Raw genomic sequence first — 17,217 nt, forward strand, 5'->3', positions numbered from 1 at the left:
TTGTATGTTTCCGAAAGATTTCTCTCAAGGGAACTTCAACCTCCATTATCTCAAAAATTTCACATTTAATCTAGAATAAACTCCTCCCCTTCAGATGAGTATTGTCTGTCATTTTTCCTAATCCAGATCTCATTTTCTATGTACTCGGCCATTTTAAGGACAGTATTTTCTTTAAATACTTCTCTCAATGGAACTTCCACATTCATTTCTTTAAATATTTTATTCACTAGCAAAGTAGCTTTCAGGGAATGCCCTCCCAGTTCAAAAAAGCTTCTGGTGATACTGATCACCTCTTTATCGAGTTTCAATACTTCACTCCAAATTCCCACTAATTGTTCTTCTGTGGCATTCGAGGGAGCTACATAATTGTCTCCGGCGCCGATCTCCGCATCAGGCAAAGCTTTTTTATCTATTTTACCATTGGAATTCAAAGGCAACTTATCCAGATGCACATAATGACCTGGAACCATATAGTCCGGCAGCTTCCCTGATAAATATTTTCTTAATTCCGTCGTTCCTAACACTTCTTCCGACACATAATAGGCCACCAGGTAGTTCTCTGCTCCTATTCCGCTCGATACCACCGCTGATTCTCTCACCTGTTCATGGTCCGAAAGGTGGTATTCTATTTCTCCCAATTCTATCCTGAAACCCCTGATCTTTACCTGGTTGTCAATCCGTCCCAGGAATTCGATATTCCCATCCGGTAACCAACGGGCCAGGTCGCCAGTCTTGTACATCCGCTCACCTGACAGATGAGGGTTCTCCACAAAATTCTTCTGCGTTAATGAACTGTTTTTAATATAACCCCGAGCCAATCCAGCTCCTGAAACGCACAATTCTCCTGGAACAGAAATGGGACATAAGCCTTGATTTTGATCAATAATGACGACCCTCCTGTTTGGAATTGGTTTACCGAGATACGGAGTTTGATCTAAACTATCTATTTTGTTGTATGTAATACATACTGTTGATTCAGTAGGGCCATATGTATTATAGACTGGATAGTATTCAATTAATTGATCAATATATGAGGGAAGCAACAGATCACCACCACTGATCACAACTCTAAGATTTTTAATCTCTTCTGAATAGTGATTAAGCTCATTCAACACTAATGGTGTTGTACTCAAAATAGTTGCTCCCTGGTCTTTGATAGCTCCTACCAGATAATTGATGTCACGTCCCATATCGGGCATGATTAGTAGTGATGCTCCTGATATCAGTGTAGGGAAAATCTCTTCAATGGCTGTATCAAAGGACAGTGATGCTTGTTGTATTACCTTGTCTTCCTTAGTTAAAGAAAAATGTTCCCTAAAAGTCAGACTGTAGTCCAAAAGAGACGAATGTTCGATTAATATCCCTTTGGGAATTCCTGAACTTCCGGAAGTATAGATAATATAAGCTGAATGGCCTGGTTGTATCAAAACTTCTGGATTCGATCCACTCATCTTGTTTATACGATCCGAATCCATCACCAGGTCTACTACCGGAACCTTAGCATTAAAGCTTCTCAACTTACTGCACTTGTCGGTTACAATAAACCTCAGATCGGAATCGTCAATAATTTTGTTATTTCTTTCATCGGCGTATTCGGGATCGATGGAAATGTAGGCTGATCCTGATTTTATTATTGCCAGTAAAGTAAAAATCATGGAAGCAGACCTGTCTACATAGATGCCGATTACATCTTCGGCCTGAATTTTCTTCACATTCAACAGGTAATTGGCAAGTTTATTTACCCGTTCATTTACTTCTTCATAAGTGTATTTCTCCTCTTTAAAACTGATAGCTATCCCTTTAGGATCTTTTTCTACTTGTTTTTCAAACAAAGAAATGACAGTAGCTTCGCCTACCTGATAATTCACTGAGCTGGAGTTAAACTCATAGAGCATTTTGTTCCGTTCTGCCTGCGATAGAATCTCGATATCTGAAAGTTTCAAAAGCGGATCTGAAACAACTTGACCAACTATCCTGGTAAAATATTGGGCAAATCTTTCTACGGTACTCTTTTCAAATAATTCGGTCGCGTATTCGAATTCCAAAAAGAGTTGTTCAACGCTTTCCGATACAGTCAGCGTTAGATCAAACTTAGAAACCGATTGCCCGTTGTTCAAGGAGGACAACTTCAATCCCGGCATCTGAAGTGAGGATTCCTCAAAGTTCTGATAGGCAAACATCACATCGAACAAAGGGTTACGACTGGTATCGCGCTCTATTTTCAACGCATCAATCAACTCTTCGTATTGATAGCCCTGATGATCAAAGCTGGCCAACGTCATGGATTGTACTGCAGATAAAAACTCCCGGAAACTCAGCGTTCCTTTAGGATAACTGCGCATGGCCAACGTATTGACGAACATCCCGATCATATTTTCCACATCAGCATGCTGCCGGCCAGCGGTTGGGGTTCCGATCACAATGTCTTCCCGGTTACTCAGTTTGCTCAACAAGATGCTATAGACTGATAGCATTATCATAAACAGGGTGGCTCCTTCTGATTCGGCTATCGATTTTAATTGAGCGGTTTGCTCTACTGGTATCGAAAAACTCAAATTACTGCCCTGGTTGTTTTTCACCATTGGCCTTTTATGATCATAAGGTAGCTCCAGGACAGGAGGCAAGTCAGCATATTCTTCCAGCCAGTACGCTTTTTGTTGGAACAAAGCGGCTTGCTGTTCGGCTCCTTGCTGCCATACCGCATAGTCCTTATATTGTAATTGCCGAGGTGGTAGCTCTTCGTTGTAGTATAGCGACATGAAATCGTTGATCAGGATGCCCTGAGAAACGCCATCAATAACAATGTGATTCATGTCAACCATCAGGATGTGTGCCGTGGACCCCTGTTCAGATGACTTAATTTCCGTAATTAATCCCACTCTGATCAAAGGAGCTTTAGCCAGGTCAAAAGGACGAATAAACTTATTGATCACCTGCTGAACTTCCTCTTCATTTGACTGGTAATATTCCATCTGGAAATCAACCTGCTCTGTTATCTGCTGTACCGGTTCTTCGTCAATTAATTTAAAACTGGTTCTCAGGCTCTCATGTCGATCAACCAGTTTCCTGAAGGCGTATTCCAATCGGTCTTTATCCAGTTCTCCATCCAGCCTCACTATTTGAGGCATATTATAGGTCAGGGCGTGCGGTTCAAACTGGTAGAGGAAGTACATGCGACGCTGCGCTGAAGATAAGGGATAGTATTCCCGCTTTGCAACAGGTTTTATGGGTTGATAGACAGCTCCCAGCGAGTTGAAGAATTGTATAATAGAAGGCTTTTTAGCTTTAAGTTCGTCGATTATTGACTCAGTTAGGTCTCCCTCAGAAGCTTCAACTTCAAGCTGGTTCTCCTTTACCGAAACAATGATGTTCTTACTCCTCAGATGAGTAATATATTCGTCGATACTCATATTAATATAGTAGACTTTTCACCTTTACTTACCTCGACCTTTCTCAGTTGTTTAATGGTAATGATGTAACCAGACAAATCTCGTATAGTTTGTTTCCGAAAGATTTCTCTCAAGGGAACTTCAACCTCCATCATCTTGAATATCTTATTCATCAGTATAGTGGCTCGCAGAGAATGACCTCCCAGCTCAAAGAAGCTCCTGGTCACACTGATCACTTCCTTATCAATCTTTAATACCTGACTCCACAGCTCTACCAGTTGCTCTTCCGTGGCATTTGAAGGTGCTATAAAGTCTTCACCAACCTCGACCTCCGGATCGGGTAATGCTTTTTTGTCTGTTTTTCCATTCGCATTCAAAGGAAGCTCATACAAATGCACATAATAACCAGGAACCATGTATTCCGGTAATCTCTCCGACAGGTAATTCCTTAAGGCCGATGGTTCCTGAGCTTCTTCCGATACATAATAAGCCACCAGGTAGTTCTCTCCTTCTTTCTTTTTGACTACCACTACCGTCTCCTTTATCTCGTTATGACTGACCAGATGGTATGCGATCTCGCCCGGTTCTATCCTAAAGCCCCGAATCTTCACCTGATCATCTATTCTGCCTATATATTCTATGTTACCGTCTGGCAGCCACCTGGCAAGGTCGCCAGTTCGGTACATCCTATCACCAGGACTAAACGGGTTTTCTATGAATTTGGCTTTGGTTAATTTCTCATTATTTGCATAACCTCTTGCTACGCCTTCCCCTGAAATACATAGTTCCCCAGGCACTCCTACTGGCTGAAGTCCCATATACTGATCCAGAACCAGTAGGTTAGTATTAATTAGAGGTTTGCCTATCGGAACGGATTTTTGATCTCCTAATGATGTTGTCGAATAGCTGCAACAATAAACAGTGCCTTCTGTAGGTCCATATATATTATCAAGTGTTATACCAGCACCTAAAGCATTAAATGCATTTACGAGGGAAATAGTTAAAGCTTCTCCAGCCAGGAATATGTGTTTTAGACCACTAATCCTATCATAGCTCTTGCTTGTCAGTTCACCTACAAAAACAGCAAACATGGAAGGAACAAAGTTGATATGGGTTACATGCTTGTCATCAATGACATGCAGCAGGTTGTCAACATTTGCCTCATCGCCTTGTGGTAAAATGACCATAGATCCACCACTGAGTAACCAGCCAAATATTTCAGTCATCGAAACATCGAACATGTGGCTCGTTTTGAACAGGTAGCGATCGTCTTCAGCCAATGGATACTGGTTATCCATCCAGTTAATCAAATTGTGAAGAGATCTATGAGTGATTTCTACACCTTTAGGATTCCCCGTGCTTCCGGATGTGTAAATAATGTAAGCAAGATCTTCAGGCTGGGCTCTGCTCTCTAATACAGCACCAAATGGCTTGTCCTCAAGCGAATCGAGGGATATTAATGCTATTGGAGATAAGTCTTTCTTGCTCACAGAAGAACCAGTCAGCATCAACTGCATACCACTATCTTCTATGAGAAAGTTGATCCTTTCTGTCGGATAGTCCGGACTAATTGGCAAATAAGTCGCCCCAGCTTTCATAATACCAAATATCCCGGCCATCAAATCAAAAGAACGATCACTCATAAGACCGACAATGTCCCCTTGTTTGACACCTCTATTTAAGAGAACATCAGTCACCTGATCCACTTTCCCATGAAAAGATTTGTAACTCAGTTCTTCGTTCTTAAATATTAAAGCCGTCTTATCAGGAGTACGCGCTGCCTGGGATTCAAACAAGTCAATGACTGTTTTGTCCGTCGGAAAATCAGCTTTAGTGTCATTAAATGTTTCCAATATCTGAAGTCTTTCCTCCTCACTGATAATCACTATGTCGGACAATGTTATTTCCGGGTTTGAGATGACTTGTTCGACAATCTTTACAAAGTAGGTGTTGAACCGTTCAATGGTGTGTTTTTCGAATAATTCAGTGGAATACTCGAAATTTAAATGAAGCTGTTCAATATTTTCTGATACTGTCAACGTCAGATCAAACTTGGACACTGTATGACCGCTGTTCTGAGCGGCTAATTTCAACCCAGGCATCTGAAGAGTAGACTCTTCGAAGTTTTGATAGGCAAACATGACGTCAAACAGCGGGTTACGACTGGTATCGCGTTCTATTTTCAGTTCATCAACCAACTCCTCGTATTGATAGCCCTGGTGATCAAAAAAAGTCAACGTCCCTGATTGGACTGCCGACAGAAACTCCCTGAAACTCATCTTTCCTTTGGGATAGTTACGCAGGGCCATCGTATTAACAAACATCCCGATCATATCATCAACATCGGCATGCTGACGACCGGCCGTAGGGGTTCCAATCACAATGTCTTCCTGATTACTCAGCTTACTCAAAAGAATGTTGTACATCGAAAGCATCAGCATAAAAAGGGTAGCTCCTTCTGATTCGGCTATCGATTTCAATTGAGCGGTTTGCTCTGCTGCTAAGGCAAAACCCAGATTGCCGCCCTGATATTTCTTCACCAGGGGTCTTTTATGGTCATAAGGTAACTCCAGGACTGGTGGCAGGTCGGAGTATTCTTGCAGCCAGAATGCTTTTTGTTGTGACAATGCGGATTGTTGCGCTTCGGCCTGTTGCCATACCGCATAATCTTTGTAGTGCAAATGCACAGGAGATAAGTCCTCCCCTTCGTACAGGGACATAAAATCCCTGATCAAAAGGCCCTGGGAAACCCCATCGGTAATAATATGGTGAAGATCTACCATTAAAATATGCTCCTCGGCCTCTCTAGTGGAATCTTCCGCTACTGAAATCAATCCTACCCTTATCAAGGGTGCCTCAGACAAGTCGAAGGGACGAATGAAGCTGGTGATTACCTCCTGAACTCCCGCTTCGTCTGACCGGTAGTGTTCGAGATGGAGATCAACCCAGTCGGTTATGCACTGTACAGGTTCGTCGCCCTGTAAGGCAAAAGAGGTCCTCAAGCTCTCGTGACGGGCTACTAGTTCGTTAAAAGCCAGCTCCAGACTGTTTTTAGCCAATACCCCTTCCAGCCGCACAATCTGAGGCATGTTGTAGGTCAGAGCATTCGGCTCAAACTGGTAGAGGAAGTACATGCGACGCTGCGCTGAAGATAAGGGATAGTATTCCTGTTTTGCTGCAGGCTCTATGGATTGATAGCTAGTCTTATCTGCCTCACGGATATACTGGCTCAAACTTCGGATATCCTGGTGCTGAAAGATGGTTTTTAGGGGCACCTCTATGGATAAAACCCTAAAAATCTTATTGACCAATACGGTAGCCCGTAGGGAATGTCCTCCCAACTCAAAGAAACTCCGGGTTACACTGATCACTTCCTTATCGAGTTTTAATACCTCGCTCCATATTTCCACCAGGTGTTCTTCCACCTCATTGGAAGGGGCATCATAATCGTCACCTATCTGGAATTCCGGATCTGGCAAGGCTTTTCTGTACAGTTTCCCGGAAGGAGTAAATGGCATTTCCGCCATGTGAACAAAATGACCAGGCATCATGTAGGCCGGGAGCTTTTTTGATAAGTAGCTTCTTAGTTCCGATGGGGAGATTTCTTCTTTCGATACATAATATGCCACCAAATACTTATCTCCACCTTTTCCCTTGGTTATTACTGCTGATTCTGTGATTTGATCATGAGCATTTAACTGGCTCTCAATTTCACCCGGCTCTATTCGTATACCCCGGATTTTTACCTGCTGATCTACTCTCCCTAAAAACTCAATATTTCCATCTGGTAACCATCTGGCCAGATCACCGGTCTTATACAACCGGTCACCGGGAACAAACGGATTGTCAATGAATTTTTTCGCTGTAAGCGTTTCATTATGAATGTAGCCTTCACCGACCTGTTTCCCTCCTATGTATAGTTCTCCTGTCACATGAACAGGTTGAGGTTGCATGTATTTATCCAATATATAGATAAACGTATTTTGAATCGGTCGGCCTATGGGTGGCATCGTAGGTATTACTTCGGTAGGTGAGACCGTGTATGCCGTAACTACCTGCGTTTCTGCAGGGCCATAATGATTATGAATGTATGTTTGATTCTTTTGTAAATACTGTTTGAATAAGTCTCCTATGATTAATTGCTCTCCGGTGGTGACAATATGCTTGATCGTGGATGGCACCAGATGCATGTATTCTTTTGTATTAAAGATTTGATTTAATACAGAGGATGGCATATAGATGGCTTCTACCTCATTTTCACGGACATGGTGCAATAATTTCGAAAAATCCTGAACGGTTTCCTTGCCGATAAGGTGCAATTTTCCGCCTTTGAGGAGCGCAGAAAATATCTCCATCGCAGAAGCATCAAAACTTAAAGTGGTAAACTGCAGAACTGAGCCGTAATCAACCTTTTCTTCACTGTATTGGTGATCCAGCAAGTTTGTCATGTTGATATGGTTGAGCATCGCGCCCTTAGGCTTACCTGTGGAACCGGAGGTGTAGATCACATAAGAGAGGTCTGTGCTTACATTGACATTTTTTATGTTTTTGGTTTCGCTACTCTCGAAGTTTATTTCCTGAACATTAATACGAGCTAGCCCTTCAGTGGTCTCCTCTGCCGGCATAGACACATTGTCTGTTAGCAGTACGGTTAACTGGCTATTGAAGAATATGTATTTTATTCGTTCTGCCGGAAACTCAGGATCGATGGGGAGGTATGCTCCTCCTGCTTTTAAAATTGCCAGAACGGATATGATCATCTCAAAGGATCGCTCCTGCATGACCCCCACCACTTTGTTTCTGGTTATTCCCTTTGCTCTTAGCGTAGTGGCCAGTTGATTGGACCTGTTATTGAGTTCACGATAGGTAAGTGATTTTCCCTTGAAGGTCAAGGCTACTGCGTCAGGTGCTTTATTCACCTGCTCTTCGAAGATCTCATGCAGGGTCTTAGGCTCTTCTTCATAGTACTTCGATGTGTCGTTAAACCCGTATAATATTTTGTTGCGCTCGGGCTCGTCAAGGAGGCTAAGGGCTGATATTTTTTGATCGGGATCACTAGTAATTTGAGAAGTAAGGTATTTGAAGTAGTAAATGATCTTTTGAATTGACTCCAGAGAAAAAATAGCGGAGTAATATTCTATACCGAAGTACAACCGATCATTGTGTTCCGTAGATGATAGTAGCAGATCAAATTTTGAAGTCGTTTTTTTATCTGAGTAGGGTTTTAGTGTCAGCCCACGCATTTTCAACTCCGAGTCCTCAAGGTTTTGATAGGAGAACATGACATCAAATAGTGGATTGCGACTGATATTGCGATCCATTTGCAACTCATCTATTAGTTCATCATATTGATAATTTTGGTTGTCAAAACAGGCCAGCGTTCTGGATTTTACTTCTGCTAAGAATTCCCTGAAGGTCAACTCTCCTTTCGGATAATTGCGCAATGGAAGTGTGTTGACAAACATGCCGATCATACTTTTCAGATCTTCATGCTGGCGACCGGCCAGTGGAGTGCCGATCACTATGTCTTCCTGGTTACTTAATTTGCCTAATAAGACATTATAAACCGATAAGATCACCATGAACAGAGTGGCTCCTTCCCTATCCGCAACTGTTTTTAACCGGGCGGTTTCTTCAACAGTCAGTTCAAAGCTCAGTGAATCACCCTCATAGCTCTTGACTGATGGCCTGGTGAAATCTACAGGTAATTCAAGCAGAGGTGCTTCTTCAGCAAATTCATTCAGCCAAAAAGCTTTTTGTTTTGCTAACGTCGTTTGTTGTGATTCTCCCCTCTGCCATTCGGCGTAATCCTTGTAATGTAACGATGCATCCGGCAATGACTCATCATGATATAAGTTCATGAAGTCTTTCACCAGTATACCCTGGGATACCCCATCAGCAACGATGTGGTGGATATCTACCATTAGTATATGTTCTGGTGATGCGGCGCTTTCTTCGGTTGCGTGCGTTGTGATCAGACCAGCCCTGATGAGGGGACCGTGGCTCAAATCAAAAGGTCTGATAAATGATTTAATGACGGCAGGTACCTGCTCGTCAGTCGATTCAAAGTATTCTAATTGAAAAGCTACCTGCTCTAATATTTTCTGCACCGGTTCCTCGTCGACGACTTCAAAATAAGTACGTAGACTTTCATGATGTGCTACTAATTGCTGAAGGGCTTTTTCCAGTTGCTTCCTATCGAGGTTTCCCTGAAGTCTGACGACCTGGGGCATGTTATAGGCCAAGGAGGTCTTATCAAACTGGTAAAGAAAATATAAACGACGCTGGGCGGATGATAACGTATAATAAGCTTTTTTATCGGCTGGTTCTATCACCTGGTAAGCCGTTTTTTCCAAACCGCTTATGAATTGCCCCAAGCTTTGGATGTCCCTGTACTGAAATACTGCTTTTAAAGGCACTTCTACGGCCAGCACCTTTAAGATCTTATTGATCAGGACAGTTGCCCTAAGAGAATGGCCTCCCAGTTCAAAGAAACTCCTGGTTACACTGATGGCTTCTTTATCTAGTTTTAATACTTCGCTCCATATTTTCACCAGCAGCTCTTCTACTTCACTGGATGGTGCCACATAATTGTCATCGATTTCAATATCCGGATCGGGCAAAGCTTTTTTATCCAGTTTGCCATTGGCATTTAATGGCAGCTTGTCCAAATGAATATAATTATCCGGCACCATGTAGTCGGGTAATTTCTCAGACAGGTATTTGATTAACGTCGCTGATTCCTGGATTCCTTCTGAAGTGTAGTAGGCCACAAGGTATTTCTCTGAATCTTTTCCTTTGGCCAATACTACCGATTCTTTTATTTGCTCATGTTTGGTAAGATGATGTTCTATTTCTCCCAACTCGATCCTAAAGCCTCTGATCTTTACCTGATCATCTATTCGGCCCAAAAACTCTAGCTCTCCATTGGGCAGCCATCTTGCCAGGTCACCTGTAGCGTACATACGCTCTCCTGGACCATAAGGATTCTCGATAAACTTCTGCCGGGTCAAGGCATCATCATTGACGTAACCTTTTCCAAGTCCGTGACCACTTATATACAATTCTCCCGTTATTCCTTTAGGCAATAATTGTCTCTGCTCGTCTAGAACGTAGATTCCGGTATTATCAATTGGTTTACCCACTGGTACCCGATGACCTTTTACTCCGGATTTGGAAACTTCTCTAATGATTGATGTAACCGTTGTTTCCGTAGGGCCATATTCATTAAAGAATTGATACTTCTCGCTAAACTTATTTGCCAGCGATACGGAGCATTCTTCTCCACCAGCAACCACCCGCTTAAGGCTCGGATGATGATCCAATGAAATGTTTTCCAAAAATGACGGAGTGGCATGAAGGTGGGTAATCGCATGCCGTGACAGGTATTGATTAAATTTAGCAGTATCGATGATGATATCCTCAGTGATTAGGACCAAAGTAGCACCTTGCAATAATGATAACCACATTTGCTCCACCGAAGCATCGAAGGTAAAAGATGAAAACTGAAGGATCTTTTCATCTTTATTGATCTGGAACAATTGCTGTTGTGAACGTATGAGATTGATTACAGAATAATGTCGAGTCATTACACCCTTTGGCATACCTGTTGAGCCCGAAGTAAATATGATGTAGGCAACATCTTCTGATGATACGGGAATGTCCGGATTTCCATCACCATTTGGGGCGTATAAGCCTGGATCGTCAACATTGATGGTTTTAATGAATGGATCCCACTCCTTCCGTTTATCTTCTGTTGTCAGTAGAAGTTCAGCATCACTCTTTTCAAGCATATACTTCGTGCGCGGCAATGGCTGAGATTTACTCAAAGGCAAATAGGTGCAACCAGCTTTCAGTATCCCTAGGATCCCTATGAACATTTCCATGGACCTGTCAACCATCAAACCAATTACACTTGACTTTTCAACTCCTTCGTTTCTTAAATTATTGGCTAATTGATTGGCTTTGAGGTTTAATTCACGGTAGGTTATTGCACGCTCATCAAGCATGATAGCCGTATCTTCAGGCGTTTGATCTACCTGATCCTCAAACCATTTAACGATCGTATCATCTTTCGAGTAATCGGTAGTTTGCGTATTAAGCTCACTTAATAATTGATGCTTTTCTTCACCATTTAAAAGGTCGCCTGTGTTTAATACTTTGTCAGGAGTCCTGAATTCTAATTCCAGTACCTGCTCAAAATGGTATAAGAATTTTTGTACATACTCCTCACGAAATTCAGACTTAGCATATGAGATCTCCACGTAAAGTGAATCATTCATCGTGCTCATCATAAAATCCAAATCGTAGTTGGTCTTTTCGTAAAGCGCAATATCTAATTTATGAGAGGTCTTTTCCTGGCCGTCTGAAACGTCTTCAGATTTCAATTCCTTATAAATATGAAAATCATTGTGATTAAAGATTGAATTGAATAATGGCTTGCTGGTAGGGCCTGAATCACTTTTCTGATTTAATATTTCAAATAGGGACAGTTGCTGATGCGCTCTTATATCAGACATTTTACGATCAACATGTCGGACCAGATCACCGAAAACCATCGGTTCTGATATGCTAATCTTGAATGGAATGGTATTTAGAAAACATCCCAGAATTTGATCACCACCTTCTTTAACAGGACGGTTATTGGTCACAAGGCCTACCATTACTTCATTGTGGTAGGTCATCATCTTTGAGGCATATAGATATGCTGCAAAGCATATCTCCTTGATCCCGGTATTGTATTTTTTTGATCGCTCTTCTAGTAGTTTGTAGATCTCTTTTGGGAATCTTTTTTGAACTCTTCCTAACTCCCGACTTTCCTTATCTGTAGCATCGAGATCTTTAAATTCCATCCCAGAGACGTCATCTAATTCCGCCTTCCAGTAATTATTCGTCTCATCATTGTTTTTGATTGTCATTTGTTCTGCCACAAAATCCTTGTAATCAGCTTTTAATGGCTTTGGCTGGAAGGATTTATCTGATAGTAATGCTAAATAGGTATTATTCAGCTCTGTCATCAGTGAGGCTGAACTCCACCCATCCAATATAGAATGATGAAAAGTCCATAGAAAAAGCACATCACCTGGAGTAGTTTGAAAAACCTTGGCCCTCCATAGAGGAGCGCGATCAAATTTGAAAGGGTTTTCTCTATCAGATTTCATAAAGGCACCCACGATGTTTTCCTGCTCTTCTTTTTCTTTTGACGAAATGTCAGCAAAGGATACAATGACGGGTACTTCTTTGTGGACTATACTTACCTGGGTTTCGTAATCATCAAGGTTGAAGCTCTTTCTCAGGTTGGTATGTTTGGCCACCATCAAGGTCAACGCCTTTTCAAATATGGCTATATCAAATTGCTTGTACTTGACGTTGTATACGTTTTGATCATGATAAACAGCTTCTTCGATGTTCGAAAGGGAATGGTAGACCATGCCTTTTTCAATGTCGCTCATCGGAAAAATATCGGACACATGCGCTGTATCTTGCATTTGCGCCAATACCCTTTCTTTTAGCTGTTCGATTTCAGAATAAGAAGCAAGAGCAGTGGGTTTCGCTTTACCATTGTCAACCCCGCTTTCACTGATGTAGTCCGACAATGCAGCTATGGAGGAATGGTCAAACAAATTCTTAAGGCTTATTTTTACAGATAACCCTTTATTAATAGCAACTACCAGTCTGATCGCTTTTATCGAATCTCCCCCAATGGTGAAAAAGTTGCTACTTACGCTTATTTTCTCATGGCTTACTTTTAATATTTCAGACCATATTTCAACAAGTTTTTCCTCTGTTTCATTGGAAGGTGCTTCATAATCGTCACCTGCTACGATCTCAGGATCCGGCAAGGCTTTCTTATCCAGTTTACCATTGCTAGTCAAAGGCCATTCTTCCATATGAACATAGAATGACGGCAACATATATTCCGGTAGCCTTTCTGACAGGTATTCCTTCAATACTGACTCATCCAATTTCTCATCAGATAAATAATAGCCAACCAGGTATTTCTCTTCTTCATCGTCAACGTCTCTCACAACCGCTACGGCTTCTTTTACCAGATCATAGGTTGACAATTGGTGCTCAATTTCTCCCAATTCTATCCTGTAACCTCGGATTTTTACCTGATCATCTATTCGTCCCTTGTATAGGACTGTACCATCATCAAGCATTTGCACCAAATCACCGGTTCTGTACATCTTGGTGCCCTCCACAAACGGGTTGGCCAAAAAGCGTTGGTCGGTCAACGCTTCATTATTGATGTAACCTCTGGCAACTCCCAATCCTGAGACATACAGTTCTCCCTGGATGCCGACTGGAATCGGTTTCAAATAACTGTCCAGAATATATATCTGTGTATTATTTATTGGGTGTCCTATAGGAACCGACTGTAATTGCTCATCAGGAACAAAGCGATAGATCATACAACCTACTGTGGCTTCAGTAGGGCCGTATTCATTATATATTTCAACCTGGCCCTCAAACTTGCTATGAATAGCCTGTGCCAGAGAGGTCTCCAACTCCTCACCTCCTACGATCAGCTTTATTGTTTTATTGGAGGCTGGTACAAGGTCACTGTCATTTAGGATTTTTAGATGTGAGGGGGTGAGTTTCAAGACATTTACTTCACCTTCTCTGAGCATTTTTTCTACCACCAGGCCACCTTGCTGCTCTTGAGAGATAATGATTTTATTGCCGGAAATCAAGGGGGTGAAAATCGATGTGACGGTCAGATCAAAAGAAATTGATGTATACAATCCAAAAGTCGCGTCTTCCCCATCGAGATAGTATTCAGAAGCCCAGCCAATATAATTGATCAAAGCCCCGTGTTCTATCATTACACCTTTGGGTTTACCGGTGGAGCCTGACGTGTAGATCACATAGCATAGGTCTGAAGCCTTACTCCTATTTTCTACTTCTTTTACCTCAGTAAGGTTTTCAGCATCTTCTACGAAAAACGTTGGAATCGTGTATTCAACTTTACCCTCCAATTCTTTTGTGACCAACAAGGCATTTGCCCCGCTATCCTTAAGCAGGTATTCTTTTCGTCCATCAGGAAGATCCGTGTCAATGGGCAGGTAGGCACCTCCGGCTTTTAGAATGCCTAAAATACCTATGACCAACTTGGGCGACTTCTGCGTCATTAGCCCGACGATACTTCCCGGACCAATGCCCCTATCTATCAAATAAGAAGCCAGGCCATTACTTTTCTGATCGAGTTCCTGATAGGTAAGTGTTGTCCCTTCAAATACCAATGCCGATCTGTCCGGATGTTGTATCACCTGCTCTTTAAACAATGACAGAACAGTTTTTTCCTGAGGAATTTCTACAGCAGAATCATTAAATTGATAAAGGAGTTTTTGTTTCTCTACCTTATCAAGAAGTTCAATTTCCGATATTTTTAATACTGGGTTTTTAAGAATGGATATTAGAATCCTATTAAAATATCTGATAAAGCGAACTGCCTGTGTGCTGGAAAATAGTTCGGTACAGTATTCAAAAATGAAATCAATTTTCGTATCATATTCCAGCACTTTGAATACGACATCATAATTTGAAGGTATGGATTTACATGATTCTAAAGTAGCTTCATCTATTTCGTCGATACTCAAAACTTCCGACGAAACATGTTTGTACTTCTTATGATTTAGCACATCAAATGTCACGTCAAAAAGCGGCGACCTGGAATTGTCTCGCTGTAGATTTAGGCTTTCTACTAGTTCATCAAATTGAAAATCCTGATTATTGAAGCACTCTTTGACATTCTCTTTCAAGTCATTTAAGTAATCGACAAATGTTAAGTGGTCAGCCGGATAGGAACGGATAGGAATGGCATTAATAAATGTGCCAAACATGGTGGTTAATTCTTTACGATTCCTTCCTGTTACGGGAACACCTACTACAATATCACTCTGGCCGCTTATGGTTTTTAAAAACGTTTTAAAAACACACAACAAAACAGTAGACATAGTGGTCTCATAAGCCTGTGCTAATGATCTTATGGCCAAAGTCGTATTTTCATCAATCTTAAAGCGACAAGCTTTTCCTTTGTCGCTTTTGATCTGAGGCCGTGGAAAAGATATGGGTAATGCCAGCGGTTCCGCGGGTGTCAAAAATTTGTTTTGCCAAAAATTTTCTTGCTTCTTTATTTTCTCAATTTTCCGTGATTGGAAATACCACTCTGAGTAATCTCTGTATTGCAATGTTGGCAAGGGCCATTTCCCTCCTGCGGAAACCGTACTAAAAGCTTTATTAAATAAAGAGGTAGAAACTGCATCAAAAATGATATGATGAAATTCTATGAATAGAAATGGAGATTGCTGCTTACCTCGTGTTACATGAGTTAGACGGATTAATGGAAACTCGTCTAGCCGAAATGGTTTCATTAAAACGGAAGGAGCCTCTTCCAGTGTCAAATCTTCAGCTTGTAAATGACCAACTCTTATTTCACCCTTGTCCTGAACAACTTGTACCGGATTTCCATTGATGTTTTTGAAAGCAGTGCGAAAAATTTCATGTTGTTGAACAAATTCATTGAGCGTGTCTTCAACTTTTGTTAAGTCACCGGAATAATCTGGTATGATTTTGGTCAAATTATAGGCAACACTATCAGGATTTAGTTGTTGAATTACATACAGTCTTTTTTGAGCTGGCGACAGTCTGTAATATTCTTTTTTTTCCGATTTTTTTATCGTCGAGAGATTACTCATTTTTCACAGGTTCGATTAGTCAATTGTTGCTGAAGAAAGTCTGAATTAGCGTTTGCTTGTTATCTTGTTCCACGGGTTAGATAAACATGCCTTCTGTAGTGTAATTCACCCTGCTTCATGAATAGGAAATTTTTAAGTTTCTCGTTCTTTAAACCGGCACTCAACAAGTCCTGTATTTCAAGTTTATTTTCTTCGCTTTGAACAGCATGATCAATGTACTCTTGTACATTTAGGTCTACGTTCATCATTATTTCATTTGTTTTTTGCACCTTATGATCGATGAACAGTTGATTAAAAAAATGCTTGTCACGCGTTTTATTATGACTTACGTCAACCAGTTTATCAAATCTTTCGAAGAATTGATTCACTTCAGGATCCTCGTAAGAGGTGATATCAACGATACCTATTTTTCCCTGAGGTTGACAACATCGGATCATCTCCTTAAATACTACTTCGGCGTTTATAAAATGATGGAAGGCATACCTACAGGTTACTACTGAGAAGGAGTGATCAGCATGGGGTAAATTTTCTACATCTGCACGGTCAAATGAGACATTTTTAAGCCCCATCTTCTCACTTATCGATCTGCCAATTTCAATTTCATTATCAGAAATGTCTACGCCAGCAGATTGCGCGATCATCGTAGCGCTGTAGATCGCAAAGTCTCCGGGACCGCACGCGACATCCAATAAAGTATCATGGGGCTTAATTTTACAATAGTTAAAATAGGTTTTTAGCTTCTGATCACTGGTCACCATAGACCAATTGGCATATCTCTCAGCTTGTTTATTAAACTGATCTCTAGTAATCTGATTATTCATTTTCAAAGGAAAAAAGTCCTAACTGTTGTGAAGAAGAAATAAATAGAATAGCCTTTCATGCTACGCTCTGACTAAAAAAGCGCAGCACATTAAGCCAACAAAAATTACAGCTATCCTATCGAAGGCTCTGCGCCAGAGGAATCAATATCAAAGTGTAGGTTGCTTTGATAAAGTGTTTATCACTGGCACATGCTAAATATTTATGGAAAGATTTTTTGGGTACAGATGAGTGACATCAAAGTCAAGCTTTCAGGCTTCCAGCAACCCACTTAAAGCCTTCATTATTACTGTTTCAAGACACTTGAA

3 protein-coding genes are annotated in these 17,217 nt (G+C 41.2%); all 3 read right to left on the minus strand.

What is annotated here, in order from left to right; genetic code table 11:
* Positions 1 to 65: 65 nt before the first annotated feature.
* From R8G66_19500 to R8G66_19510, 3 genes are read right to left on the minus strand one after another with little or no spacing between them, the layout of a single operon-like run.
* Complete coding sequence (locus R8G66_19500) at positions 66 to 3,410, minus strand: amino acid adenylation domain-containing protein (GenBank protein MDW3194573.1); 3,345 nt, start codon at positions 3,408 to 3,410, stop codon at positions 66 to 68.
* The gene (locus tag R8G66_19505; GenBank protein MDW3194574.1) at positions 3,407 to 16,090 is read right to left on the minus strand and encodes an amino acid adenylation domain-containing protein; all 12,684 of its coding nucleotides are present in this window, start codon (positions 16,088 to 16,090) and stop codon (positions 3,407 to 3,409) included. The genes R8G66_19500 and R8G66_19505 overlap by 4 nt, the downstream gene beginning before the upstream one ends.
* A 59-nt stretch (positions 16,091 to 16,149) precedes the next feature.
* Positions 16,150 to 16,911, minus strand: coding sequence for a methyltransferase domain-containing protein (locus R8G66_19510; GenBank protein MDW3194575.1), 762 nt, complete (start codon positions 16,909 to 16,911; stop codon positions 16,150 to 16,152).
* Positions 16,912 to 17,217 lie beyond the last annotated feature (306 nt).

The organism is Cytophagales bacterium, assembly GCA_033344775.1.
In the GTDB taxonomy this organism is placed as follows: Bacteria; Bacteroidota; Bacteroidia; order Cytophagales; family Cyclobacteriaceae; genus JAWPMT01.

Excerpts from the sequence above, each read along its gene's own strand:
- R8G66_19500 (MDW3194573.1), bottom strand. The coding sequence starts at position 3,410 with ATGAGTATCGACGAATATATTACTCATCTGAGGAGTAAGAACATCATT.
- R8G66_19505 (MDW3194574.1), bottom strand. The coding sequence starts at position 16,090 with ATGAGTAATCTCTCGACGATAAAAAAATCGGAAAAAAAAGAATATTAC.
- R8G66_19510 (MDW3194575.1), bottom strand. The coding sequence starts at position 16,911 with ATGAATAATCAGATTACTAGAGATCAGTTTAATAAACAAGCTGAGAGA.